The organism is Rhodococcus sp. P4_E4 (assembly GCF_056401575.1).
On the sequence record NZ_JBFUJB010000015.1, the window covers coordinates 347094 to 369953 of the forward strand.

At 61.9% G+C, this 22860-nt stretch carries 27 protein-coding genes; 16 read left to right on the forward strand and 11 right to left on the reverse strand.

Features of this window, described 5'->3' with window-relative positions; genetic code table 11:
* Nucleotides 1-40 precede the first annotated feature (40 nt).
* Nucleotides 41-409, reverse strand: a complete 369-nt coding sequence (locus tag AC1DVN_RS18455) for an SPW repeat domain-containing protein (RefSeq protein WP_019744276.1) — start codon at nt 407-409, stop codon at nt 41-43.
* Nucleotides 410-770: 361 nt separating this feature from the next.
* On the opposite strand from AC1DVN_RS18455, the gene AC1DVN_RS18460 reads away from it, so the two are divergent.
* Both AC1DVN_RS18460 and AC1DVN_RS18465 read left to right on the forward strand, forming a co-directional pair.
* On the forward strand, nt 771-1508 hold the full coding sequence (locus tag AC1DVN_RS18460; protein ID WP_019744275.1) for a DNA alkylation repair protein: 738 nt from the start codon (nt 771-773) through the stop codon (nt 1506-1508).
* Between the two features lie 38 nt (nt 1509-1546).
* Nucleotides 1547-2866 (forward strand): glycosyltransferase 87 family protein, encoded by a 1320-nt coding sequence (locus AC1DVN_RS18465; RefSeq protein WP_477994094.1) that lies wholly within the window; start codon nt 1547-1549, stop codon nt 2864-2866.
* Here AC1DVN_RS18465 and AC1DVN_RS18470 read toward each other — a convergent pair.
* A complete protein-coding gene (locus tag AC1DVN_RS18470; protein ID WP_030535465.1) occupies nt 2838-3893 on the reverse strand; it encodes a ferredoxin--NADP reductase in 1056 nt (351 codons plus the stop codon). The genes AC1DVN_RS18465 and AC1DVN_RS18470 overlap by 29 nt on opposite strands.
* A gap of 361 nt (nt 3894-4254) precedes the next feature.
* Here AC1DVN_RS18470 and mdo point away from each other — a divergent pair, with 361 nt between their 5' ends.
* The 4 genes from mdo to AC1DVN_RS18490 all read left to right on the forward strand — a co-directional run bounded on the left by mdo (nt 4255) and on the right by AC1DVN_RS18490 (nt 8616).
* On the forward strand, nt 4255-5529 hold the full coding sequence (gene mdo, locus AC1DVN_RS18475; RefSeq protein WP_003942095.1) for an NDMA-dependent methanol dehydrogenase: 1275 nt from the start codon (nt 4255-4257) through the stop codon (nt 5527-5529).
* An 86-nt stretch (nt 5530-5615) separates the two neighbouring features.
* The gene (locus AC1DVN_RS18480) at nt 5616-6698 is read left to right on the forward strand and encodes a MadB family AAA-type ATPase (protein WP_477994095.1); all 1083 of its coding nucleotides are present in this window, start codon (nt 5616-5618) and stop codon (nt 6696-6698) included.
* Nucleotides 6695-8218 (forward strand): MadC family VWA domain-containing protein, encoded by a 1524-nt coding sequence (madC, locus tag AC1DVN_RS18485; protein WP_020968991.1) that lies wholly within the window; start codon nt 6695-6697, stop codon nt 8216-8218. Before AC1DVN_RS18480 ends, madC begins: the two co-directional genes overlap by 4 nt.
* 56 nt (nt 8219-8274) lie before the next feature.
* Entirely contained in the window at nt 8275-8616 is a 342-nt protein-coding gene (locus tag AC1DVN_RS18490; protein ID WP_477994096.1) for a hypothetical protein, read from the forward strand.
* Here AC1DVN_RS18490 and AC1DVN_RS18495 read toward each other — a convergent pair.
* Nucleotides 8605-9024 (reverse strand): RNHCP domain-containing protein, encoded by a 420-nt coding sequence (locus tag AC1DVN_RS18495; protein WP_477994097.1) that lies wholly within the window; start codon nt 9022-9024, stop codon nt 8605-8607. The genes AC1DVN_RS18490 and AC1DVN_RS18495 overlap by 12 nt on opposite strands.
* Before the next feature lie 15 nt (nt 9025-9039).
* A complete protein-coding gene (locus AC1DVN_RS18500) occupies nt 9040-9402 on the reverse strand; it encodes an RNHCP domain-containing protein (protein ID WP_003941922.1) in 363 nt (120 codons plus the stop codon).
* Between the two features lie 421 nt (nt 9403-9823).
* Between AC1DVN_RS18500 and AC1DVN_RS18505 the strand changes: the two genes are divergently transcribed.
* The 3 genes from AC1DVN_RS18505 to AC1DVN_RS18515 are packed head-to-tail and all read left to right on the forward strand — an operon-like array spanning nt 9824 to nt 13159.
* Entirely contained in the window at nt 9824-11029 is a 1206-nt protein-coding gene (locus AC1DVN_RS18505) for an iron-containing alcohol dehydrogenase (RefSeq protein ID WP_020968994.1), read from the forward strand.
* Nucleotides 11030-11087: 58 nt separating this feature from the next.
* A complete protein-coding gene (locus AC1DVN_RS18510; RefSeq protein ID WP_024487311.1) occupies nt 11088-12479 on the forward strand; it encodes a MadS family sensor histidine kinase in 1392 nt (463 codons plus the stop codon).
* Nucleotides 12476-13159, forward strand: a complete 684-nt coding sequence (locus AC1DVN_RS18515) for a MadR family response regulator transcription factor (RefSeq protein ID WP_019744264.1) — start codon at nt 12476-12478, stop codon at nt 13157-13159. Before AC1DVN_RS18510 ends, AC1DVN_RS18515 begins: the two co-directional genes overlap by 4 nt.
* Here AC1DVN_RS18515 and AC1DVN_RS18520 read toward each other — a convergent pair.
* Together AC1DVN_RS18520 and AC1DVN_RS18525 are read right to left on the reverse strand one after the other, a co-directional pair.
* Entirely contained in the window at nt 13156-13695 is a 540-nt protein-coding gene (locus AC1DVN_RS18520; protein WP_020968996.1) for a hypothetical protein, read from the reverse strand. The two genes, AC1DVN_RS18515 and AC1DVN_RS18520, sit on opposite strands and share 4 nt — an antisense overlap.
* 83 nt (nt 13696-13778) lie before the next feature.
* The gene (locus tag AC1DVN_RS18525) at nt 13779-14273 is read right to left on the reverse strand and encodes a GbsR/MarR family transcriptional regulator (protein ID WP_020968997.1); all 495 of its coding nucleotides are present in this window, start codon (nt 14271-14273) and stop codon (nt 13779-13781) included.
* 67 nt (nt 14274-14340) lie between these two features.
* Here AC1DVN_RS18525 and AC1DVN_RS18530 point away from each other — a divergent pair, with 67 nt between their 5' ends.
* Nucleotides 14341-15285 carry an ABC transporter ATP-binding protein gene (locus AC1DVN_RS18530; RefSeq protein ID WP_477994098.1) on the forward strand — a complete coding sequence of 315 codons (945 nt, stop codon included), beginning with the start codon at nt 14341-14343 and terminating at the stop codon, nt 15283-15285.
* Nucleotides 15282-16952: an ABC transporter permease gene (locus AC1DVN_RS18535; protein WP_477847405.1), complete on the forward strand. Its 1671-nt coding sequence runs from the start codon at nt 15282-15284 to the stop codon at nt 16950-16952. Before AC1DVN_RS18530 ends, AC1DVN_RS18535 begins: the two co-directional genes overlap by 4 nt.
* Nucleotides 16953-16975: 23 nt before the next feature.
* Here the strand turns inward: AC1DVN_RS18535 and AC1DVN_RS18540 are convergent, their stop codons facing one another.
* On the reverse strand, nt 16976-17764 hold the full coding sequence (locus AC1DVN_RS18540; protein ID WP_416315071.1) for a thioesterase family protein: 789 nt from the start codon (nt 17762-17764) through the stop codon (nt 16976-16978).
* A 233-nt stretch (nt 17765-17997) separates the two neighbouring features.
* The gene (locus tag AC1DVN_RS18545; protein WP_060939043.1) at nt 17998-18474 is read right to left on the reverse strand and encodes a MaoC/PaaZ C-terminal domain-containing protein; all 477 of its coding nucleotides are present in this window, start codon (nt 18472-18474) and stop codon (nt 17998-18000) included.
* A gap of 104 nt (nt 18475-18578) precedes the next feature.
* Between AC1DVN_RS18545 and AC1DVN_RS18550 the strand changes: the two genes are divergently transcribed.
* Nucleotides 18579-19004, forward strand: coding sequence for a DUF6314 family protein (locus AC1DVN_RS18550; protein ID WP_019744256.1), 426 nt, complete (start codon nt 18579-18581; stop codon nt 19002-19004).
* Nucleotides 19005-19020: 16 nt separating this feature from the next.
* Here the strand turns inward: AC1DVN_RS18550 and AC1DVN_RS18555 are convergent, their stop codons facing one another.
* Nucleotides 19021-19233 carry a TOBE domain-containing protein gene (locus tag AC1DVN_RS18555; RefSeq protein WP_003942061.1) on the reverse strand — a complete coding sequence of 71 codons (213 nt, stop codon included), beginning with the start codon at nt 19231-19233 and terminating at the stop codon, nt 19021-19023.
* Nucleotides 19234-19375: 142 nt separating this feature from the next.
* Here AC1DVN_RS18555 and AC1DVN_RS18560 point away from each other — a divergent pair, with 142 nt between their 5' ends.
* Complete coding sequence (locus AC1DVN_RS18560; protein WP_007728313.1) at nt 19376-19579, forward strand: DUF4287 domain-containing protein; 204 nt, start codon at nt 19376-19378, stop codon at nt 19577-19579.
* 6 nt (nt 19580-19585) lie between these two features.
* On the opposite strand, the gene mftM is transcribed toward AC1DVN_RS18560, so the two are convergent.
* Nucleotides 19586-20419 carry a mycofactocin oligosaccharide methyltransferase MftM gene (gene mftM, locus AC1DVN_RS18565; RefSeq protein ID WP_141487538.1) on the reverse strand — a complete coding sequence of 278 codons (834 nt, stop codon included), beginning with the start codon at nt 20417-20419 and terminating at the stop codon, nt 19586-19588.
* 28 nt (nt 20420-20447) lie between these two features.
* The gene (mftR, locus tag AC1DVN_RS18570; RefSeq protein WP_019744253.1) at nt 20448-21047 is read right to left on the reverse strand and encodes a mycofactocin system transcriptional regulator; all 600 of its coding nucleotides are present in this window, start codon (nt 21045-21047) and stop codon (nt 20448-20450) included.
* 150 nt (nt 21048-21197) lie between these two features.
* Here mftR and mftA point away from each other — a divergent pair, with 150 nt between their 5' ends.
* The 3 genes from mftA to mftC all read left to right on the forward strand — a co-directional run bounded on the left by mftA (nt 21198) and on the right by mftC (nt 22859).
* Nucleotides 21198-21293, forward strand: a complete 96-nt coding sequence (gene mftA / locus AC1DVN_RS18575) for a mycofactocin precursor MftA (protein ID WP_063836238.1) — start codon at nt 21198-21200, stop codon at nt 21291-21293.
* Nucleotides 21278-21565 (forward strand): mycofactocin biosynthesis chaperone MftB, encoded by a 288-nt coding sequence (mftB, locus tag AC1DVN_RS18580; RefSeq protein WP_007728309.1) that lies wholly within the window; start codon nt 21278-21280, stop codon nt 21563-21565. Before mftA ends, mftB begins: the two co-directional genes overlap by 16 nt.
* Before the next feature lie 76 nt (nt 21566-21641).
* Entirely contained in the window at nt 21642-22859 is a 1218-nt protein-coding gene (mftC, locus tag AC1DVN_RS18585) for a mycofactocin radical SAM maturase (RefSeq protein ID WP_003942089.1), read from the forward strand.
* The last annotated feature ends 1 nt before the right edge of the window (nt 22860 follow it).

Here is a 22860-nt window from a genome sequence, read left to right on the forward strand (position 1 = left end):
TGTATTCAGCCATTCATCAATGGGCAGCTACGCCGCTCCGTCAATGGGCGGCTACGCCGCCGTGACCCCCGTGATGCATCCGCGCACTCATCACCGGCATCGCACTCACCGCGACCACAACGGTCAGAACCCCGACAACCCAGGCCGTCCACGACGCACCGCGCAGAGCGTCGAAGTTCATCACCCAGGGTGAAATGAACATCAAGACGCCGAAAACACCCATCGCGTAATCCGCCATGGCCATGTCCGGACGTGCCATGTGCGCCAGACCCGACAGTGCAACCAGGACACCCAGGACGACGAGTGACCACATTGCCCGATCGGTGGTGTCGAGCCACATCGGCGAGAGAGCCGCAAAGACGCCGAGAACCACCGCGACGGCATCTTGCATTCGATTCCACGACTTCATGACGAGACCTCCAAAGACGAGAGTGTGTCCACCTGTAGTACACGCCCGCGGAAGATCGAGATCAACTCTCCGCCAATTGCATTCGCGTTGCAGTTAGAGGCGATGCGGAGTCTCGAATATCAAGATTTGTGACCATTCGTCCGGATGGCCACGAGCCCGCGCGGCGCGCTTGCCGCGATATGTCCCGAGAGTGCCATGAGGGTGAGAGTGGTGAATGCGATAGCGGCGGTGATCATGGGTGGTCCTTTCACTGACTGTCCTCCAGTGTCGTCTGCCGACCTGTGGCCGAGCAGGGCACACGGTGTGAGGACGCTGAGAGAATCGAAGAGTCCGCACAGACGACCCGTGAGAAGGTTCTGGGGTGACGCAATCGAGTGCCCCGGACGTGATCGAGCAGTTGGCCGACCTCGCGGATCCCGCGGATGCCGTCCACTTGCAGCGGTTCTTCAAGACAGCGCCGGGGGAGTACGGCGAGGGTGACGTATTCATCGGCGTGCGAGTACCGAAGACGCGATCGGTGGTGAAGAAGCACGTCGGACTCGCGTTGCCTCAGATACGTCTCCTTCTCGACAGTGACGTTCACGAGCACCGATTGGCCGGGCTGCTGATCCTGGTCGCTCAATTCGAAAAAGTCAGTCGCCCAAAATTTTTCGACGACGAGGGCCGCGCTCGCATCGCGGGCTTCTATCTGACCGCTGTCGAGGACGGGCGGGTCAACAATTGGGATCTGGTGGATTCGTCCGCCGGACAGATCCTCGGCGGCTGGCTGTACGACCGAGATCGCCGGCTGATCTTCGAGCTTTCCGATTCGGGTGACCTGTGGCGACGACGGGTGGCGCTGCTGACGACGTACGGATTCATCACTCGCGGCGACGCGTCGACCACGCTCGAGCTTGCCGCGCAGGTGCTGGGTGATCGACGAGACCTGACCCAGAAAGCGATGGGCTGGATGCTCCGTGAGGTGGGCAAGCGGGTGGATCGGGATTTGTTGACCGGCTTCCTTACTGAGAATGCAGCAGACATGGGACGCACGGCGCTGAGCTACGCGTGCGAACACCTGACCGCAGACGAGCGAGCGCACTTCCGGGCGGCCCGCTAGCGAAGTACCGCTCGGTAGGTTGTGGGACGATTCTCGGTATGCCCGCCACCCGTGTCGAGGCGTCTCGAATTGTGACGATCGGTTCACTGATCGCTGCCGGCGTCGCAGCTCTGTGTTATCTCGTGTACTCCGTTCGGGCCGTCGAACCCGTTGATTTTCTCGTCTACCGCTACGCTGCCCAGGCATTTGCCGCAGGCTCGAACATGTACGAGAGCAACCTTGTCGGCCCGTTGATCGTCGACGAGGGCATGCCCTTCACCTACACCCCGTTCGCGGTGATCTTCCTCTGGCCGACTGTTCTCTTCGACTGGTGGACGGCCTATCTGCTGTGGTCGGCGTTGTGCATCGCGGCGGTGGTGTGGACAGTCGCCAAGTTCACTTCCACTCGCGTCCCCAAGCGGCCGCTCGTCATGGCGGCATTGGTCCTGGCCGTGTCGGTGACACCCATCGTCAGCGCGCACATCTCCTTCGGCCAGGTGAACCTGGTGCTGATGGTGCTCGTACTGCTCGACGTGACCCGCAGAGGCGATTCGAGATTCGGCCGGTGGTTTCCACGAGGACTTTTGATCGGCGTCGCAGCCGCGATCAAGCTGACGCCGGCGCTGTTCATCGTCTACTTCGTCGTCACGAAGCAGTGGCGACTCGCGATCTGGAGTTCGATCGGATTTGCCGCGGCGACCGCCGTCGCAGCAATGGTGGACCCGGCCGTCAGCTGGACCTTCTGGTCGGACGTCGTCTGGAACCTCAGTGACCGGGTGGACTTGAGCGGGCAGGCGATCGCGAGTGCCGGTAACAGTTCACTGCAGGGCGGACTTGCGGCACTGGGCACATGGACGGCGTCTCTGGCGATGCCGTTGACCGTGCTGTGCGCGGCGGTAGCGCTCTGGGTCGCCCGAGATGTATATCGCGTCGGTCGTGGGGTCGATGCGGCGTTGGTGATCGGATTGAGTGCGCCGATCCTTTCGCCGATCAGCTGGATTCATCACTGGGTGTATCTCGTGCCTGCTGCCGTCACGGTTCTCTTTCGGCTTCGATCGCCGCTGCAGTTCGGTGCGGCGGCTGTGGGGTTGGCCGTCGTCTATTGCGGGCCGAGTATGGGGCAGCAGTTCATCGAGACGTCGCCGCTCCTGCTGCCGCTGGGGTTGGTCCTTCGTGAGGGCTTCCTGATCGTGACCCTGGTGCTGATCCTTGCGCTGTGGCGGTTGCCCCCAACGGCGCCGGAGTGGATTACGGGGCGGGACTCGGAAGATGGCGCGGATGATGGCTCAGAAGATGACAAAGCCCCCGATTCCGCAGGGAATCAGGGGCCGTCATGCATCGAAGCAGAGTTCAGAACTCGATCTTCAGGCGATCGGTGATCGGCTTCGCCTGGCAACCGAGGATGTAGCCGTTCGCCACGTCCTCGGCGTCGAGGATCTCGGAGTTGTCCATCTGAACTTCGCCTTCGGTGACGGTGCAGGCACACGACCCGCACTCACCTTCCTGGCAGGAGTACGGAACGTCGAGACCCTTGGCGAGCATGATGTCGACGAGCGTCTGCTTGCGCGGCCAGACGAGGGTGTGGGTTTCACCGTCCAGTTCGACCTCGACGGTTGCGGCGTCGGCAGCTTCCTCGTCGGAGACTTCGGCTACCTCGACGTCACGGAACGGGTCGCCGGCGAGTGAATTGAAGACCTCGGCGTGAACTTGCGTGCGGGGCATGCCCGCTTCTGCCAGTGCCTTGTGGACGGCGTCCATGAAGGGGCCTGGACCGCACATGAAGGCCTCGTACGCGACAAATGGCTTGGCGAGCGTCGCCAGTTGCGAGACAGCGGGGAGTCCCTGCACGGTTTCGATCCAGTGGACCACGGTGAGGCGGCCGGGGTGTTGCGCTGCCAGCTCGCGCAGTTCGGCGCCGAAGATGACGGACTTCTCGTCGCGATTCGCGTAGACCAGCACGACGTTGCCGCTGCCCTGCGTGAGGGCGGACTTGAGAATCGAGATCACCGGAGTGATCCCGCTGCCTGCACCGAAGAGCAGGAAGTCGTGATCGAGCGACTTGGGCGTGAAGACACCTGACGGCGGCAGCACTTCGATGGTGTCGCCGACCTGGAGCTTGTCGCACAGCCAGTTGGAGCCGTAGCCGTCGACAGTTCGCTTGACGGTCACCTTGGGGGCGTCGTCGGTGAAGGGTGAACTGGCCAGGGAGTAGCAGCGTGCGACCGAGCCGGTCTGATCACTCGGGATGCGCAGGGTCAGGAATTGACCTGGCTTGTAGTCGAACTTGTCCTTCAGTTCTGCGGGAATTTCGAACACCAGCGACCGGGCGTCGGAAGTCTCTTCGATGACTCCGGACACGGTGAGTACCGCCGATCGCGAGCTGTGCGGTACCTCGACTGTCGTCATCGCGAAGCTAGTCCTCTCGTGAAGCTGGGTAAAGCGCAGGTCAGTGAAGTGCAACATCTAGAACGTGTTCTAGTTCAATGTTAGCAGTGATGAAAAGCTACTGGGGATCGTAGTCGCCGAGCAACACGTTCCCGATCAGCGGGAACCACGGCAGTCTGATCCGGCCTTCCTGGCGGTCCGGGGTGGCGACGACCTGCCCGAACGGGCGGTTCGCGGGCGGCGTCCGGGCGGTTGAGCTGCCGAAGTCTGTGCACGGGCTGTTTGTCGGTACACAGTGGAAACCAGGTGAGACGCCGGTCACAAAGAATCGGCTCGAATCCCTCCCGCAGTCACATTCGTGCACATCCATGAGGAGATACCGATGGCTATCGAGCTCAACCAGATCTGGGACTTTCCGATCAAGGAGTTCCACCCCTTCCCGCGCGCCCTGATGGGTGTGGGCGCTCACGACATCATCGGTGTGGAGGCCAAGAATCTCGGCTTCAAGCGCACCCTTCTGATGACGACCGGTCTGCGCGGTTCGGGCATCATCGAGGAACTCGTCGGCAAGATCGAGTACCAGGGTGTCGAGGTCGTGCTCTACGACAAGGTCGAGTCGAATCCCAAGGACTACAACGTCATGGAGGCCGCGGCTCTCTATCAGAAGGAGAAGTGCGACTCGATCATCTCGATCGGCGGTGGTTCGAGCCACGACGCCGCCAAGGGTGCTCGCGTCGTGATCGCACACGACGGTCGCAACATCAACGAGTTCGAGGGCTTCGCCAAGTCCACCAACAAGGAGAACCCGCCGCACATCGCCGTATCCACCACGGCTGGAACGGGATCCGAGACGTCGTGGGCGTACGTCATCACTGACACCTCGGACATGAACAACCCGCACAAGTGGGTGGGCTTCGACGAGGCGACCATCGTCACGTTGGCGATCGACGATCCGCTGCTCTACTACACCTGCCCTCAGCATTTCACCGCGTACTGCGGCTTCGACGTACTCGCGCACGGCAGTGAGCCTTTCGTTTCTCGTCTCGATTTCGCGCCTTCGCTCGGTAACGCGATCTACTCGGTCGAGTTGGTCGCGAAGAACTTGCGCGAGGCCGTCTTCGAGCCGCGTAACCTCAAGGCGCGCGAGGGAATGATGAACGCGCAGTACATTGCCGGACAGGCCTTCAACTCCGGTGGCCTCGGCATCGTTCACTCGATCTCGCACGCGGTCAGTGCATTCTTCGACAGCCACCACGGTTTGAACAACGCCATCGCGTTGCCGCGTGTGTGGGAGTACAACCTGCCTTCGCGCTACGAGCGCTACGCCCAGTTGGCCGGCGCACTCGGTGTCGACACTCGCAACCTCACCACGGTTCAGGCCGCGGATGCTGCCGTCGAGGCTGCCATCCGTCTGGCCAAGGACGTCGGTATCCCCGACAACTTCGGGCAGGTTCGCACAGACTCGTACGCGAAGAACCAGATGAACACCAAGAAGTACGAGGGTCGTGGTGATGTCATCAAGGGTGACGAGAAGACGGTGCGCGCCATCTCCGAGCACATTCAGGACGACTGGTGCACCCCGGGTAACCCCCGTGAGGTCACCGTGGAGTCGATGATCCCGGTTGTCGATCACGCGATCAACAAGTCGTACTTCTAGCAGGGCCTCCGGCCCCGTGCGCCTTTTTGGTAGCCCGCACTACCAAAAAGGCGCACAGGGGCTGTGCCCCTATCGAAAGGTATTCCATGTCCGGTCCCAGTTTCTCCAGCGGAATCGAAGTGAAAGATGCTCTGCGAGAGCAGGACTACATTGCCGATGACGAGTTCGCGGTAGTCGTTCATCTGGCGACGGCGCTGGGGCGTCCGCTCCTGCTCGAAGGGCCGGCCGGTGTCGGCAAGACGGAACTGGCGAAGTCTCTGGCTGCGATCGGGGGCCGCAAACTGGTGCGATTGCAGTGCTACGAAGGGCTCGACGACAATCGGGCCCTCTACGAATGGGACTACGCGAAGCAACTCCTGCACGTGCAGATGCTCCGCGACCGGATCAGCGATCAGGTTTCCGAATTCGACAGCGTCGCCGAAGCGTCGAAGTTTTTGGCCGATCAGGATTTCGGTTTGTACTCCGAGAACTTCCTGTCTGTGCGGCCGCTGCTCGAAGCGATCCTCTCACCCGATCCGGTAGTGCTTCTGGTCGACGAGGTGGACCGCACCGAGGAATCGATGGAAGCACTGCTCCTGGAGATTCTCGCCGAACAGCAGATCACCATTCCCGAGGTCGGTACGTTCGTTGCCCGCTCGCAGCCCTGGGTCATCCTGACGTCCAACGACACCCGCGAGCTCTCACCCGCGCTCAAGCGTCGTTGTCTGCATTATCATCTCGGCTATCCGACGTCGGAGCGTGAACGCGAGATCGTCACGGCCCGAGCGCCGGAGGTGGATACGGCTACGGCCACCGAGGTTGTCGAATTGGCTCGCATCTTGCGTGATCTCCCGCTGCGCAAGAGCCCGTCCATCTCGGAGGTCATCGACGCGGCCAGAGCGGCAACTGTGCTCTCCGCCAGCGGATTCGACACCGCTTCCGACGCCAAGGTGCGCGACATCCTGCTCACGGCGTTGCTCAAGTACTCGTCGGATGTGACGCTGGCCAAGGAACGATTCGGCGGAAAGCTTCTCGAATCGCCGTCGCGTGACGGTGGTGAGCCGATCGAGCGATCCACGGTGGCAAGCAAACCCGCCAACACGACGACGGCCGTGTTCCGGGGCACGGGTGGACGTGACCCCCATCAACAGGGAATCCGCGGCGGCAGCGGAATCCGTTCGACGCGATGACGACGCTCGGTGGCCTCGCCGTGTGGCAACCGTCGTTTGTTCTCGACGTGGTGTCCGCGAGTTTCGGCCGATTGCTGAGGGCAGCCGGGGTTTCCGCGTCACCGGCCGAGGTCATCGAGGTTCGGCGTGTACTCGCGATGGTCGGAGCTTCGGATCGTGAGACGTTGCGCGCATGTCTTCGGGCAGTGTGCGCCAAGTATTCTCACGAACAGGCCGGTTTCGATCGGGCGTTCGACGCGCTGTTCCGGCCGGCCGCAGGCAAAGCGCACGCCGAGCGGATGGCTTCGCGCGCCGAGGTGGCGGACGGTCTGCCCACCGCGCTGGGGATCGACGAGGATCAAGAAGTAGGCCGGTATGCCGAGTACAACGAGCGCGCGGCCGAGGTCGGCGACTACTTCGACACTCCGGAAGCGGAGAAGGGGTTCAACCCGCACAAGGACGACGACGATGTGTCGATGACGTCCAGCGATGCGGAACTGTCGGTGGATACCGGTTCGGAGACCGGTCGACGCGGAGTCAGTTACACGGTCGACGTGGACCGTGCCGCATCGGCAGTGGTCGGTGACTTGAGCACCAGTGTTGCTGCAGCAGTAGTCGGTTCGTTGTCCTGGGACGATCCGACGTCGATCCTCGCCTGGCTGGATGCATACGACCCGAGCAAAGCGTATGCGGACGTCTCCGACGACGGGCCGCTGACGCAGGCGCAACTGAACCGGCTCGTCGAGGCGGTCGAAGCGTTCGTGCAAGCACTCTCGGCCGCTGCACTCGCCGAAAGCGCTCCCGATGCGCCCGACAGCGAATCTGCTGCGGGCGCAACGCACAACGACATCGAACTCGCGTGCCACGAGGTGCTTCGGCGGATGAGAGGACCGTCCAGGCCTCGTCCTCGGGAGCGCTCTCGTGGGCATCTCGACATGCGACGCACGGTGCGTTCGAGTCTGCGCACCGACGGAATTCCCTTCCATCTGGTCGTGAAAGCTCCTCGCCCCGATCGTGTTCGACTACTTCTCATCGCAGACGTGTCGCTGTCCGTGCGCCCGATCACCGCGTTCACTCTGCGGTTGGCTCAGGCAATGCATCGCCGGGCAGATCGTTGTGAAGTCCTCGCATTCGTCGATCGTCCGGTCGACGTGACCGACACCCTTCTCGCCAGTAGCGGTGACGGCGCACTGGCTGCGGTACTCGCGCACCCGGGTCTGGATCTGGAAGCCAGCAGCGATTACGGGCGGGTGCTCACAGAATTGTTGGACGAGCACGGAAACGCCTTGAACTCACGGACGTCTGTCATCATCGTGGGCGACGGTCGGTGCAACGGGTTGCCCCCACAGGTGGACAAGCTCGAGGAACTCCGCCGAAAGGTTCACCGTCTGGCCTGGATCACGCCTGAACCTCAGCGTTACTGGAACCAGGCATCGTGCGCGATGCCGGAGTATTCGGAGATCTGCGACGAGGTTGTTGTTGCCCGAGATGCCGCGCAACTGATGGCAAAGGCCGCTGAACTGGGGCACGCACTTCGCTGATGTCACTGCACTTCACCGATGTCACTGCGCGATCCGTCGTGAACTAGTTTGATCTCATGTCCGAAATCAGGGGATCGATCTGGCGGCCGATCGCGGCGCTGACAGTGCTCGGCGCCGTGTGTGGGTTGGTGGCGCTCGGCGTGTTTCAGTGGTGGTGGAACTCGTTGGCATCACCTCACATTCTCACCGGCGGGTCCTATCGGGAGCCGTTTGCCGAGCCGACATACACCGGGCCCATATTCATGGACCTCTTTCCGGCAGAACCTGCTCCGTGGCTGTATTCGGGACTGGTCCTCGGACCGACGGCGGTCGGCTTGCTTGCCGGGATCGTGTTCGTGGTGTTCGTCCGGCGTAATCGCGCGCAGGACCGCGCGATTACGCATCGATCAGAGCGCTAGCAACGCGTGCGAGCTCAGTCGAGGATCCGCCAACGGGCGTAGCGCCAACCGCAGCAAGACCAGGGCGTTGTCGTCGCCGGCGATCCTGTTGACTTTCAACGTATTGCACTCGATGCACTGGTGAACGAGCATCCACTCACCGTCTTGCCGGACCGACAGGGACAGCGCCGCCATGGCACCTCTGCACTGTTGTGCCCGGTCACCCGGAACACGACCATCGACGTGGCGGCTGGCCAGACAGTTCGGGCAATGGTTCCGATGTGCGGTACCCGGGGCCGCAGTGGAAATGTCCAAACGGCATGTGAGACAACGGAAGCTCGATCCTTGTTCGCCGCCGATTCCGTGCAATACGTGCTTGGTCCGTTGCGGTGCCCGCCGCGCGCGGGTGCTGGGATTCCTACGTGGCATCTGCTTTCTCACCCCTCACAAGTCGCCGAAGGCTTCGAGCGGGAAGGGTGGTTGTGCGAGCGGCCGCACCGCCATCCTCATCAACAACAACTGGTTGTCGTCACGGCTGACGGGGTTGGAGGTGAGTTCGAGGCACTGTGCGCAGCGGTGGATGATCATCCAATCGCCGCTTCGCAGCACCGCGATCGAAATGGGGGCCATCCGCATTCCGCAGTCCGACGGTCCACCTTCCACCTGGTCGAACAGGTGTCGGGAATGCAGGCAACTGGGGCAGTGGTTTCGGCGATCACCATCGGGGCCGTACGTCATGACGGTGAGTCCGCACTGAATGCACGAGAAGGTGTCGGTTTTCGAGATGGAATTGTGTGATTGAGGCACTGGAGAACTCCTAGCTGAGTGAACAAAGCAGGTAGGAGCAGGCCGAGTGGGCCTCGCGGCTGTCAGTCCGTCGTTTCGGGGATCAGCAAGTGACCCTCGAGGTTGCCGGCAGTGCAGGGGCGAGAGGCGCGCTCGGCGCGGGCTGGGTCATAAACACCTTCTGGATCGGTACTACGGGCCGCTCTGGCCAGAACCGAAAGTACAACGGGATCTGATTGCCGCGCCATCTATTTTCCGGCGACGACTACCTGCCCGAACGGGTAGGTAAGTGCCTCTCCTTCGGTGGGTGTGCCCCGACTGCTGTCCGCGTAGGCTCGGGGCCAGCACTTGTAAGGTGGATCACACCAGTTGGTGCTCGGGCGAGCGAGCTGGGAATTCGCGAAGCGGTGATCTCGGTGCCGCGCGAGAGGAGAGTGGGGTCGTGTCCGTGGCATATCCGGATGCTGTGAACCACGGTGTTCATCGCCGCGGCACTGCTGCTCGACTGGTCAAATTTCACGCCCCCGAGATCGTCTTCGGTATCGGTTCCCTGGTCGAGGCAGCACACGCGACTCTGCGGTTCGGCGGGTTCCGCCCGTTTCTGGTCACCGATCCCGGCTTGATCGACGCGGGGTGGGTCAGCGAACTCGAGGACCATCTCACGGAGCAGGGCTTGACCGCGACAGTGTGGTCAGGGCTGACGCCCAACCCCAAGGACTTCGAGATCGCGGCCGGTTTCGAGGTGTACCAGGAAGGCGAGTGCGACGTCATCATCGCGCTCGGTGGCGGTTCCGTCATCGACGCGGCTAAAGGTGTAGCCGTCCTCGCTGCCAACGGCGGCAACATACTCGACTACGAGGGTGTCGATCAGGCGACAAAACCGATCCCGCCGTTGGTGATGGTTCCCACCACGTCCGGAACGGGCGCTGACGTGTCGCAGTTCTGCATCGTCACGGACACGACCCGCGGCACCAAGATCACCATCATCGGCCGTGCCCTCGTGCCAGATGTGACGGTCATCGATCCGCGGTTGCTCACGACGATGCCCGAGTGGCTCAATGCTGCAACGGGATTGGACGCACTGACGCACGGAATCGAAGCCTTCGTCTCACTGGCGCACAATCCGTTGACCGATCATCACGCGCTCCGCGCGGTCGGCCTCGTGACGGAGAATCTGGTGAACACGATCCAGGACCCGATGGAGATGGAAGCTCGATCGGTGATGGCGCAGGCGAGTCTCGAGGCCGGGTTGGCGTTCACCAACGCGATACTCGGAGCCGCGCACGCCATGAGCCATCAGGTGGGCGGCATGCTTGATCTGCCACATGGCGTCATCAACGGAATTCTGTTGCCCCACGTCATCCGATTCAATTCCACGACGGACGCTGCCCCCTTTGTCGCCATCGCTGCGGCACTGAGCCTTCCTGAACAGCACGGCACCCCGGAGGAAGCAGCGCTGGCGGTGGCCGACCGGGTCGAACGTCTCGCCCGGGAGGTTGGGGTTCCGAAGGGGCTGGGGGAGTTGGGTGTTCGCGAGGGAGACCTCAGTCGACTTGCCAGCTTCGCGTTGCTCGACGCCTGCATGTCCACCAATCCCAGGGAAGCGACGCAGGAGCAGATGGTGGCGTTGTTCCGAGGTGCGTTGTGAAGAGGGACAGTGTGATGCGGTGCAGGGTGATGCGGTRCAGGGTGAAGCGGTGCAGACGATGACCGCGGACCTGTCGCGGCTCACCGGTTTACGTTCGGGTAAGAGTTCGTTTTATCCGCAGTACCGCGGCGCTGCCGAGCGTCTCGAACGCGTCGTACATGCGTTGGAATTGATCTCGCGGGCTTTGGTGCGGACCGTCGAGGGGCCGGAAACCCTCGTCTGTGCGGTGGCGGAAGCTGCCCGTGCTCATCTGAGTGCCAACTGGATAGTCTTCGCCTTGGCCGACGGAACATTGCCCGACGCCGGACCACGGCGATTGGTTCTCGGCCCGGACGCCACCCCATTTCTGGTCGACAACGTGGAGGGGCCACCACTTCCGGAGGATGTAGTCGAATGCCTCGACGACATCCGCTGCGGAAGAATCGAATCCAACTCGGTGATCGACGCTCACTACGCGTTTGTGCCGATCGTGCTCGGCGGCGGTGTGGTCGGCGCCTTTGCGGCCTGGACGCCGGCCAACCGGACGCTCGACACGACGGACGGTGCTGTGCTCAGCATTCTGGCCAGCCAGACTGCCGTGGCTCTGCAGAACTCGGCGCTCTATCAGCGCGGACAACTACTGCTCGAACGAGCCGAAGACGCATATGCGGAGGCCAACCGCACTGCAGCCGACCTCGCGGTGCGCAACAGTGAATTGGAGTCCACGCAGCGTCAACTCGGAGTGGCTCACCGGCACCAGGTGGTCGACGACGAACGGCACCGGATCGCCCGCGAACTTCACGACAGCGTGACACAGGCGGTGTTGTCGGCCGGCATGCAGATCGAGGTCTGCCGGAGCGACATCCCGGAGGCGGAACGCAGTGAAAGACTGGACTTGGCAAAGGATTTGACCAGGCGGGCGGTCGAGCAGCTTCGCTCGGCGATCTACGCGCTCAATCATTCCTCGGACGCGGACCGGACGTCGCTGCCCGAGATGCTCGAGCAGCTCGGCGTGGTTCACATGCCGGACGAGTTGGCGGTCAGCGTTCGCGTCGGCGGCACCCCGACCGAGCTTCCAGGCGATGCCGAACACGCTCTTCTGCGGATCGCGGGGGAGGCGCTGTTCAATGTTGCGGTGCATGCCCATGCGAGTCGAGCGGTCCTGCGGTTGACCTATCGAGCGGATACGGTGCTGCTGTCGGTTTCCGACGACGGTGACGGCGACCCTGCGCGGATGCGTCTGATCCTCAAACTCGCAGCCACCAACGACGTCGACGGCCGTCATCGCGGACTGGCGAACATGCAGACACGAACTCTCGAGTTGGGTGGTGCGCTCGAAGTTCGGCGCGCGCGGATCGGTGGAATTCAGATTCTCGTGCGACTGCCACTACCACTGCCACAGGCACTTCCGCTCCAGGCGGATGTCGACAATCTTTGCTCCACCACTGAAATCGAGAGCGAGGAATCATGACCACTGCGCGTCCCGTCATCACCCGCGGAGCATCGCCGGTTCAGGGATTGGTTCGAATCGTCCTGGTCGACGACCATGCAATTTTGCGGCAAGGGCTCCGCTCGGTTCTCGAGCGCGAAAGCGACCTCGAGATCGTGGGGGAGGCTTCGTCTCTCGCCGAGGCGCTTGCCGTGGTCGACAAGGTGGGTCCGGACATCGTCTTGATGGATCTGAAACTCTCCGCCAGTTCCGACTACGAGGGACTGACCCTTTGTGGCCAGTTGTCTACGGCGCATCCCGGGCTCGGACTGTTGGTTCTCACCACCTTTCTCGACGATCAACTGGTGGTGCGAGCGGTACACGCGGGTGCTCGCGGCTATGTCGTCAAAGACGTCGACACCACCGAATTGGTGCGTGCGATCAGGGCGGTCTCGCGGGGTGAGAGTGCGTTCGATTCTCGCAGCGCATCGGCTGTCGTCCGATCGCTCAACGGGCAGTCGTCATCCAAAGAACGATTGACCGATCGTGAACTCGAAGTACTGAGACTGCTCGCAAACGGCTTGTCCAACATCAAGATCGGTGAGCGACTGTTCATCTCGCCGACCACGGTCAAGTTCCACGTCAGCAACATCATGCGCAAACTCGAGGTGAGTCGGCGAGCAGAGGCCGTCTACGCCGCGAGTAAGCAAGGTCTGATCTAGCTCCGCTCGGAGACCGCCCAGGCGCGCAGCGCCTGATGCTGTACGAGGAGCACGCTCGATCGAGTTGTGCGCAGAGTCGACGCGGTCATCTCGGCAGTCAGACCCACTGCGATTCGCAATACCAGGACCTCACGTTGGTCGTCGGTGAGGCGACGTGGGCATTTGAATTGTCCGTCGATGTTGCGTGACTGGGGAATTGACGCAATCCGTTGCGAGGCCAACTCGTAGGCGAAGTTCTCGATTCGTGTGTCGGCCGAGATCGTTTCGGACATTCGTGTGACGACGTCCAGGGTGCATTGATGGGCGAGATCGTCGGCGAATGTTGCGACAGGCGTCCCGAGAAGCCTGGCGCGATAGTAGAGAACGACGCGAGGGTGCAATCGGGCCAGGAGTTTCGACAGTGCGTGATGATCGCCGGCGAATGCCCCGGCGGCGTTGCGGTTCAAGGAAATCGATTGTTCACAGGTTTCGGGTGAAGCGGTTCGTGCGGAGGGTGGCGTCGGTGAAGTCTTCGCGCCCCTGATCGACAGCTTCATCAACAACTCCTCGGGTACAGCGCACCTCATCATGCTGGAACGAGAATTGAGGTACCCCACCGAAAATGCGGGTAAACCTGAAGTTACCTTCCAGGTGTCCGGTCTTTTCGCTGGGAGCGCCAGTCCGCGAGCATGCGCGGCATTTCCGCGGCCATGAAGTCGAAGAAGTCGCGCAGATCTTCCATACGATCGCCGGCCGTAGTGCCTTCACCGAGGACCCGAATGCCCTCGTCCGCAACTGCCGAGACCTGGTAGAGGGACGATTGTTTCGTGACAAACGCGTCGGCCCACATCTCGACGCTGACGCAGTAGTGCTGACGCCTCGATCCGGGGACGGCCACTCGCTCGATCAATCCGACTTGCTGGAGGTATCTGACTGCTCCGGAAATGGCGGCGGGGCTCACTCCCAATCGGGATCCGAGATCTCCTGGCGTGGACGAGGGTGTCTCGCTGGTCATCAACGCGGCCCAGACGCGTGCAGGCATCGGCGGAAAACCCATGTCGCTCAGAACGAGTGAGAGTCGCTCGACAAAATGTCGGCTCTCGTCCGGTGCAACGGTGCGGCTGATGTCGGTCATCGGAACCCTTCGATCTTTCTTCTTTTCTATCTTCACACATTTGTGAAATCGGCGTACGGTCAAATTCATGGGTGCGGCAATTTCAGTGAAAAGCCTCGTCAAGACCTTCGGTACCACCCGCGCGCTGGACGGCCTCGACCTCGAAGTCTCAGCAGGTGAAGTGCACGGATTCCTGGGACCGAACGGCTCTGGAAAGTCGACCACTATTCGGGTGCTCCTCGGCCTGCTCCGCTCGGACTCCGGAGACGCAACTGTTCTCGGCGGCGATCCGTGGCGAGACGCTGTTACCTTGCATCGACGTCTCGCTTACGTGCCTGGCGACGTGAATCTGTGGCCCAACCTCACCGGCGGGGAGGCTATCGATCTGTTGGCGGGTCTGCGCGGTGGCTTGGACCGAAAACGCCGCAGCGAGTTGCTCGATCGCTTCGAACTTGACCCGACCAAGAAGGCGCGGACGTACTCGAAAGGTAATCGGCAGAAGGTTGCACTCGTGGCGGCGTTTTCGTCCGACGTCGACCTTTACGTACTCGACGAACCGACATCGGGGCTCGACCCGTTGATGGAAGCGGTGTTTCAGGACTGCGTCGAAGAGGTGGCTCACGCCGGAAAGACGGTCCTGCTGTCGAGCCACATCCTCGCCGAGGTCGAAGCGCTGTGCGATCGCGTGAGCATCATCCGCGACGGGCGGACGGTGGAAGAGGGAACGCTGTCCGAACTCAGGCATCTCACGCGCACGTCCATCTCGGCGGAGACACAGCGCCAGATCGGCGGACTCGACGGACTCGACGGGCTCGGCGGGGTCCACGACGCGGTGATCGACGGTAACCACGTCACCTGCGAAGTCGACAGCGCGCAACTCGGACCACTCATGACGTACTTGGTCGGATTCGGAATCGTGGCGCTCACTTCCACTCCGCCGACACTCGAAGAACTCTTCTTGCGTCATTACGGTGACGAGCGCGCCAGGGAGACTTCGGTCCACCTGCGAGCCGAGACCGGTGTACGGCCATGACCGTTGTTGTCGAGGCCGCTCCACCGGTACCGGCCTCGGCAAGTCAATTCACCGGCACGCGCCGACTGGTCCGGTTGGCTTTGCGACGGGACCGAATTCAGCTTTCCGTGTGGGTCATCTCGATCGTCCTGTTCATGCTGCTGGTTGTCGCCAGTGTGACCGGGCTGTACTCGACCCCCGAGGAGTTACGAAACATCGCAGTCAGTTCTGCGGTATCGCCGGTGGCGCTGGCGACCAACGGAATCGTGTCCGGCGATTCGCAGGGCGCGATAGTCGCCAGTCAGTCGGTGCTCGTGTTCGCGTTGGTGGCGGCATTGATGAGCACCCTTGCGGTGGTTCGTCATACACGACAGAACGAGGAGACCGGCCGTGCCGAGATGATCGGTGCTGCGGTGGTGGGTCGGCGAGCGCTTCTGACGTCCGCACTGATTGTCACGGTCGGTGCAAACCTGGTTCTGACATTGGGAATTGCGCTGGGATCGATCGCCGTCGGTTTGCCGGTGTTTGGTTCGCTCGCGTTGGGTGCCTCGATAGGTGGGGCCGGAATCGCGTTTGCCGGCGTGGCGGCGGTGACTGCGCAGATCACCGACGGTGCTCGTACGGCCAACGGTCTGGCGGGTGCCGCGATCGGTGTTGCCTTCATGCTGCGCGCGATCGGCGACGTGAACAGTACGGTCGTCGACGACGGAACTCGCGTGGTGAGCGGTTGGTTGTCGTGGCTTTCGCCGATCGGATGGGCGCAACAGATCAGACCTTTCGACGACGACGCCTGGTGGATCCTGTTGTTGCTGATCGGATTTGCGGTTGTGCACGTGATGGTGGCGTTTGTTCTCATCAGCCATCGTGATCAGGGAGCGGGGCTCGTACAGCCCCGGCCCGGCCCGCCGACCGCAGCATCGTGGTTGCCGTCGGCTTGGGGCCTGGCGTGGCGCATGCAGCGAATGACGATGTTCTGGTGGATCTTTGCCGTTGTCATTCTCGGGTTCGCCTACGGCGCTGTGGGCAACGAGATCGACGCGATGGTGGGATCGTCGCAGCAAACCGCGGAGATGTTCGAGAAACTCGGTGGCGGCGGTACGGATCTGGTGGATTCGTACTTGGCCACTGCGCTCGGTCTCACCTCGATTGTCATCGCGGCATATTCGGTCCAGAGTCTTCTCCGGATGCGGGGTGAGGAAACATCGGGACGGCTCGAACCGTTGCTGGCAACCTCTTTGTCGCGGTGGAGGTGGATGCTTTCCCACCTGGGTGTGGTTGTGGGTGGGGTGATCCTCGCGCACGTCTTGATGGGTGCCTTCACCGGATTTGCCTTCGGGCTCGTCACGGATGACGTCGGCGGCAACACACTCCGGATGACTGGCGCCGCCTTGGCCTATCTACCCGCGGTGCTTGTAGTCGTGGGGTTGGTGTCGTTGGCTTTCGGACTGTTTCCGACGTACGCGTCGGCGCTCTCCTGGGGAATCTTGGCGGCATGCATCGTGCTCGGGCAACTCGGAACGTTGCTGAAGCTTCCACAGTTAGTGCTGGATCTGTCACCCTTCACCCACGTGCCGGGTGCCCCCGCCGAGCCAGTGACAGTTCTACCGCTGCTGGCAATGATCGTTGTGGCAGTAGTGCTTTCGACAGCATCGCTTGTTGCGTTCCGTCGTCGCGACCTCCAGGGGTAGTAGGGCTGAACTCAATTGGGAGTTCAACCCAGAATTCGACGAAGCTGGCGAGCCCGAGCAGCGAGCCGTCCGGTCGAGTCGAATAGTTCGGATTCGTCAACACAGAGAGTGTCTGTCGCCCAGGCGGTCCCGTGGCGTAGGCGATACCACGGTGACAGTGATTGGGGATCTGCCGTGAGGTGCTCCGGTGTGAAATGCGCGGTGAACTCGATAGTGGGTATAGCCACGGGCATCGTCAGTGTCGCGAACAATCCGGGCGGAAGCGCGTCGAGAAGGACCGCGGCGCGCTCTTGGGCCGTGAAATCGAGGTCTGTGAGCAATCGGATCCAGACGTCGAATTCCGGGGAGTCGCCACCGGCGAACGGCCTCGCGGAATTGATCGGCCGGATGTCGAGGTGCTGGGAGAACGGCACAAAATCCACCGGGATCTCCAGCGGCGGCAGGGTTGACGGGTCGGCCGGAGTCGGTTCGGCGACAGGGGCGGACATCGTTGTGCCTCCTGTGTCGCGGGCTAGCCGAACGAGAGCGGATCCCGAACCGGTCAGCGTGACGTGGCAACTGACGGTCCGCCCGCCCCGCATATCGTCGACAGTCAGCTCGGCCGGCCCCGGAGGGACGGGGCGGTCCAGGTGCGCCGTGACTGCCAGAGGTTCGGCTCCGGACGCGTCGGCAGCCACTCGCAGCATCCGTGCAACGGCGAGTCCGCCCTGAATGCCGTCGAAACTCCGCCAGCTGGAGTCGAATTCGGTGTGATGACACGCTGCGTCGGTCGACGGCGCTATCGTCGCGGACGCCTGACTATTAATTGCCATAGCCAGCACCTTAGGTGCTGACTATGGCTATGGCAAGCTAGGGTCTACTCGGGAGTGCTGGACGACCCACCGAAGAGCATGTAGATGAGGATCTGAAGAATGCCGAGAGGATTGATCTCGCCGAGGCTGCTCATGTGTGAGGAACTCCTGTTTGCGGGGATGGGTACTGTTGCGTCGCAACGTCACTGAAAGTGCGGCAATTCAGACAATGCGGTGCGGAATTTACCGATAATTCACTGTCCGCGAGTCGGGCGACAGTGCAGGTAGGCGTCAGTGACTACGTCGAGAACGCGATTGCCGTGTGCGTCGACCAATTTCGCTGTGATGGTGACCAATCCCCGCGCGCGATTGTCGAACACGACGTTGTCGACGGTGACCTTTCCGCTCAGGGTGTCACCGGGGCGAAGTGGACGTAGGAAGCTCACGTCGCGCATGGACTTTCCGGCGATCACGTTCCACTGGTCGTAGAGACTGTCGACCACCAACTTCTGGCAGATCGACAGGGTGTGCAGCCCGCTGGCGATCAACCCGCCGAAGACCCCGGACCCGGCGGCTTCCTTGTCGATGTGAAACCACTGGGGATCCCACTGGGTTGCGAACTCGACGATCTCCTCTTCGGTCACCGAATACGAGCCCAATGGGATCACTTGGCCGATCTCGAGATCTTCGGCGAACACTGTGCGTTGGTGAAGGGCGGCCGAATCGTTCATGTCTGTGTGAATCTCCTGCGTGTTCCGGGTGTACTCGGAACATACTCCACGCAGTGCGTTCGGCTCCTTCGCAAGTCCTTGTCCAGGGTCACTAGAATCGTCACATGGTTGACGACGCGAAGATCGAGCCGAGGGCGCTGGCAGGAACGTGGCACTTCGAGCGCGACATCGTCGACCGCCTTTCCGGTTCCACCAAGCATGTCTTCGGCGAGACCACTATCTCCGACGCCGGTGACGGTCGGATGCGCTGGTACGAGAGTGGCACTCTGCGTGACGGCGATCTGGAATTGCCAGTGTTCCGGACTCTGTTCATTGCAAAGCGCGGCCTCGAATGGGCCGTGACATTCGAAGACGGCAGAGAGTTCCACGACTGGGCGCCGGGGGAGGAAGTCGAGCACCTGTGCGGTGCGGACACCTACCGCGGGCGAATCGACGTCACTGCAGTAGATGGATCGGCTTGGGCGGTCGTCTGGACCGTGACGGGGCCGAGCAAGAACTACACGATGACCACGCATCTCACCCGGCCCTGATCGCAGCGATCACCAGTTATTCGACGCCGATCGTCACCTCGGTGGACTTCACGAATACCGTTGCAGCTTGGCCTGGTTCGAGGTCGAGATCCAGTGCGGCGTCGCGGGTGATCGACGAAGTCACGATCTGGTTGCCGCCGTCCAACTTCACCTTGACCGTTGCCATGACGGTGCCGAGGTTGACCTCGGTGATGGTGCCGGTGAGTTGATTTCGTGTGGACAGTCGCATCTCTGAAACTCCTGTGCTCTGGGGTGGGTGTACTTCGACCATAATCCGATGGTCGCGTATCTACCCAGCGATTCCGCAGGTGCGGACATGCGGGCACCGCAGGTGCGCGAATATTGTCGGGCGGTGGAGGTAGATTCCGGTCATGACTGAACCCGTGAAAGGCCCGGCGTCGTATTTTCCGTCGATCGAGAAGAAATACGGTCGGCCGATCGGTGAGTGGCAAGAGCTGATCAGAAGCTCAGACCTCACCAAGCATATGGAATTGGTGAATTGGTTGAAGTCGGAGCACGGGATGGGGCATGGGCACGCGAATGCACTTGTCGCCCATACGCTGAAAGAAGGCTAGTTCTTTTCAGGCGGCCGATGCATCCAGCACCAACCAGCCGCCGTGATGCTCGAATACTTCGAACGGCACACCGGTCTGCCGGCCGACCGCACGCAGTGACTCGAGATCGAACGTACGGATGTGGCCGTGGCACGCGGTGGCTTCGTCTTCGAAGGGGACGGCTATGACGACCCGTTGACGTGCGATTCGGAGTGCCTGCGCGATCACGGCTTCGCCGACCGAGTCGTCGACGTGCTCGAGGAGATGAATTGCGGTGACGGTGTCGGCGCTGTTGTCCGGTGCCGGTACTTCACCCGCGTCGCAGATCACCGTGTCGATCGTGATGCCGAGTTCGGGGGCTACCGCGTCGAGCAGGATCATCGTTCCGGGCAGGATGTCCGTGGCGGTCACGTCCATTCCGGCGCGCGCGAGCCGCAGGGGCAGGAAACCGAAGCAGGAACCCAGATCGAGTACGGAACCGCGAACCAGTTCTTCGGCTTTGTCGTGAATCGGCGCGAAATCTGCAGTGCCGTCGAGTAGTTCGGCAAGGGAGTTCCGGTAGTAGGTGGTCCAGGATTCGAGAGCGCCGTCCACGGTGGACCGAACCAGTCCGACCATCGTCAACTCGAATTCGTCCTGACCGAACTCCGCGTCCTGGATCGACGAGGTGACTCCGGCTACGAGTCGCTCGCTCAGATCGGCGGGAGTGAGGGAGTGCCTGACGTGGAGTCGGCCGCCTCGACGATCGAGCGAGATCGGACCGGAATCGACACGTTCGACGGTGACATGCCCCAACGACCACAAGCCCGGCGTCGACGGTGCCAGTGAATCCAGGACCGGTTCGTTCGTGATGGTGGACATGATCGCCTTTCTCAGGTGGTGATGCTTCTCAGGTGGTGATGCCGGTCCGCAAGGACTGCGTGCCTGTTTTCAAGAGTTCCGGTAGCTCGAGTGAATCGTCGGTGAGCCACTGTTCGTACGCCGACATGGCGACCCCGAGCAGAAGATAGCCGACCGTGCGTGGGCCGTGATCGGTCGGCTCGAGATTCATTCGGCGTGCGACGTAGTCGGCGACCACCTGCCGCCAACCTTCGTACATCACCACAGAGTATGCCTGAAGCGTCGGAACTTCGAGGATCAATTCCATTCGTTTGCGATGTACCGCAGTCTCTTCCGGTGGGAAGGTGTTGAACGTCAACAATGCGGATTCGAGTGCGTCGACCAACGGTATGTCAGCGGGCAGTGAATCCAGGTGCTCGCGCATCTCGTCGAGATGTCCGTCGAAGTCGCCCCAGGGGACGGCGTTCTTGGACGGAAAGTAGCGAAAGAAAGTCCGACGCGCGATGCCGGCGGCGTCGGCTATCTGGTCGACGCTCACCTCGTTGAAGCCGACGGTGGAGAACAGTTCGATGCCGATCGTGCTGATTCCCTCCCTCGTTGTGGAGGGGCGACGACCTATCCGAGCGGACGGTTTCTTGCGGCTACGCATACTTTTTTCGCTCCATGTGTGTCATTCTGCACTCGATGCCATTACAGTGGTGAACCGAGTCACAGTGAAGTCCCACTAGTGACCACCAACTCCCAGGTTGGAAGTCTGATCTACAGACTTCCAGACGGAGTGCGACCGCAGGAGGAATCCATGTCAGATCGTGACAACAAGGCGCTCGAGAACGACCTCGTCGAGGAGTCCCTCGTTGAGGAAGTTTCCATCGACGGCATGTGCGGCGTGTACTGACCGTGTCTGCTTTGGATCTCGATGCGGGGTGGAAACTCCACCCGCAGGTAGCGCTTCGCCCCGAACCTTTCGGGGCGTTGCTCTACCACTTCGGAACGCGCAAGCTGTCGTTCCTGAAGAACACGACCATCGTTGCGGTGGTCAAGGCGTTGCCAGACCATCCTGATGTCAGGTCCGCACTACGTGCGCAAGGCATCGAAGATGACGCGGCTCCCCAATATGCCCGCGCGCTGAGCACTCTCGCCGATTCGCACATGATCGTGCCTGTCTGAGCCAGACGCTCGCCCCCACGTGCGGAACAGCCCTTCTGCACGTTCGCCCGCTTCATTTCTTCGCGAGGACGCAGCCATGACCTCAGTTCTTGAACAGCCCTCTCCGCCCGCCAAGGTGGGTCGCCTCGTCGATCAGTTCGAACTCGGACTCGACGCCCCCATCTGCCTGACGTGGGAACTCACCTACGCCTGCAACCTGTCCTGCGTGCACTGCCTTTCGTCGTCGGGTCGCCGTGACCCCAACGAGCTGAGCACCGAACAGTGCAAGTCCATCATCGACGAGCTGCAACGTATGCAGGTCTTCTACGTCAACATCGGTGGCGGCGAGCCGACGGTACGCTCCGACTTCTGGGAGCTCGTCGATTACGCAACGGACCACCAGGTTGGCGTGAAGTTCTCCACCAACGGCGTGAAGATCGACAAGAAGGTCGCGGCACGGCTTGCGGCCAGTGACTACGTCGACGTGCAGATTTCCATCGACGGTGCCACCGCTGAGGTCAATGACGCTGTGCGCGGGCCTGGTTCGTTCGCAATGGCCGAGCGGGCTCTCGCGAACCTGAAGGAAGCCGGCTTCAAGGACGCCAAGATTTCGGTGGTCGTCACGCGGCACAACGTCAGTCAGCTCGACGAGTTCAAGGCTCTCGCGGACAAGTACGACGCGACCCTGCGCATCACTCGACTGCGCCCTTCGGGCCGCGGCGCCGACGTGTGGGACGACCTGCACCCACGCCCCGAGCAGCAGCGTGAGCTCTACAACTGGTTGGTGGCCAACGGCGAAGGCGTCCTGACGGGCGACTCGTTCTTCCACCTCTCCGCGTTCGGCGATGCACTGCCCGGTCTCAATCTCTGTGGCGCGGGCCGCGTCGTGTGCCTGATCGACCCGGTCGGTGACGTCTACGCATGCCCGTTCGCGATTCACGAGCAGTTCCTCGCCGGAAACATCGTGAAAGACGGTGGATTCCAGGAAGTCTGGCAGCACTCGGACCTGTTCGAGGAGCTGCGCTCGCCGCAGACCGGTGGCGCCTGCAGCAAGTGCAATCACTACGACTCCTGCCGGGGTGGCTGCATGGCAGCCAAGTTCTTCACCGGACTGCCGATGGACGGACCTGACCCCGAATGCGTCATCGGTAACGGTGAAATGGCATTGGCGTCGGCGGGAGAGGTCCCGAAGTCCAGCGTCGACCACTCCCGTTCCGGTCAACGTAAGACCCCACGTGCATCGGTGCCACTGACACTGATGATGCGTCCGCCCGCCAAGATTTGTGACGAAAACCCGCTTGCGGGAATGCAGTAAC

Excerpts from the sequence above, each read along its gene's own strand:
- AC1DVN_RS18490 (WP_477994096.1), top strand. The coding sequence starts at position 8,275 with ATGTCCGAAATCAGGGGATCGATCTGGCGGCCGATCGCGGCGCTGACA.
- AC1DVN_RS18480 (WP_477994095.1), top strand. The coding sequence starts at position 5,616 with ATGTCCGGTCCCAGTTTCTCCAGCGGAATCGAAGTGAAAGATGCTCTG.
- AC1DVN_RS18515 (WP_019744264.1), top strand. The coding sequence starts at position 12,476 with ATGACCACTGCGCGTCCCGTCATCACCCGCGGAGCATCGCCGGTTCAG.
- AC1DVN_RS18455 (WP_019744276.1), bottom strand. The coding sequence starts at position 409 with ATGAAGTCGTGGAATCGAATGCAAGATGCCGTCGCGGTGGTTCTCGGC.
- AC1DVN_RS18530 (WP_477994098.1), top strand. The coding sequence starts at position 14,341 with ATGGGTGCGGCAATTTCAGTGAAAAGCCTCGTCAAGACCTTCGGTACC.
- mftM (WP_141487538.1), bottom strand. The coding sequence starts at position 20,419 with ATGTCCACCATCACGAACGAACCGGTCCTGGATTCACTGGCACCGTCG.
- AC1DVN_RS18495 (WP_477994097.1), bottom strand. The coding sequence starts at position 9,024 with ATGCCACGTAGGAATCCCAGCACCCGCGCGCGGCGGGCACCGCAACGG.
- mftR (WP_019744253.1), bottom strand. The coding sequence starts at position 21,047 with ATGCGTAGCCGCAAGAAACCGTCCGCTCGGATAGGTCGTCGCCCCTCC.
- madC (WP_020968991.1), top strand. The coding sequence starts at position 6,695 with ATGACGACGCTCGGTGGCCTCGCCGTGTGGCAACCGTCGTTTGTTCTC.
- AC1DVN_RS18555 (WP_003942061.1), bottom strand. The coding sequence starts at position 19,233 with ATGCGACTGTCCACACGAAATCAACTCACCGGCACCATCACCGAGGTC.
- AC1DVN_RS18550 (WP_019744256.1), top strand. The coding sequence starts at position 18,579 with ATGGTTGACGACGCGAAGATCGAGCCGAGGGCGCTGGCAGGAACGTGG.
- AC1DVN_RS18540 (WP_416315071.1), bottom strand. The coding sequence starts at position 17,764 with ATGGCAATTAATAGTCAGGCGTCCGCGACGATAGCGCCGTCGACCGAC.
- AC1DVN_RS18525 (WP_020968997.1), bottom strand. The coding sequence starts at position 14,273 with ATGACCGACATCAGCCGCACCGTTGCACCGGACGAGAGCCGACATTTT.
- AC1DVN_RS18510 (WP_024487311.1), top strand. The coding sequence starts at position 11,088 with ATGACCGCGGACCTGTCGCGGCTCACCGGTTTACGTTCGGGTAAGAGT.
- AC1DVN_RS18465 (WP_477994094.1), top strand. The coding sequence starts at position 1,547 with ATGCCCGCCACCCGTGTCGAGGCGTCTCGAATTGTGACGATCGGTTCA.
- mftA (WP_063836238.1), top strand. The coding sequence starts at position 21,198 with ATGTCAGATCGTGACAACAAGGCGCTCGAGAACGACCTCGTCGAGGAG.
- AC1DVN_RS18470 (WP_030535465.1), bottom strand. The coding sequence starts at position 3,893 with ATGACGACAGTCGAGGTACCGCACAGCTCGCGATCGGCGGTACTCACC.
- mftC (WP_003942089.1), top strand. The coding sequence starts at position 21,642 with ATGACCTCAGTTCTTGAACAGCCCTCTCCGCCCGCCAAGGTGGGTCGC.
- AC1DVN_RS18535 (WP_477847405.1), top strand. The coding sequence starts at position 15,282 with ATGACCGTTGTTGTCGAGGCCGCTCCACCGGTACCGGCCTCGGCAAGT.
- AC1DVN_RS18560 (WP_007728313.1), top strand. The coding sequence starts at position 19,376 with ATGACTGAACCCGTGAAAGGCCCGGCGTCGTATTTTCCGTCGATCGAG.
- AC1DVN_RS18520 (WP_020968996.1), bottom strand. The coding sequence starts at position 13,695 with ATGAAGCTGTCGATCAGGGGCGCGAAGACTTCACCGACGCCACCCTCC.
- mdo (WP_003942095.1), top strand. The coding sequence starts at position 4,255 with ATGGCTATCGAGCTCAACCAGATCTGGGACTTTCCGATCAAGGAGTTC.
- AC1DVN_RS18545 (WP_060939043.1), bottom strand. The coding sequence starts at position 18,474 with ATGAACGATTCGGCCGCCCTTCACCAACGCACAGTGTTCGCCGAAGAT.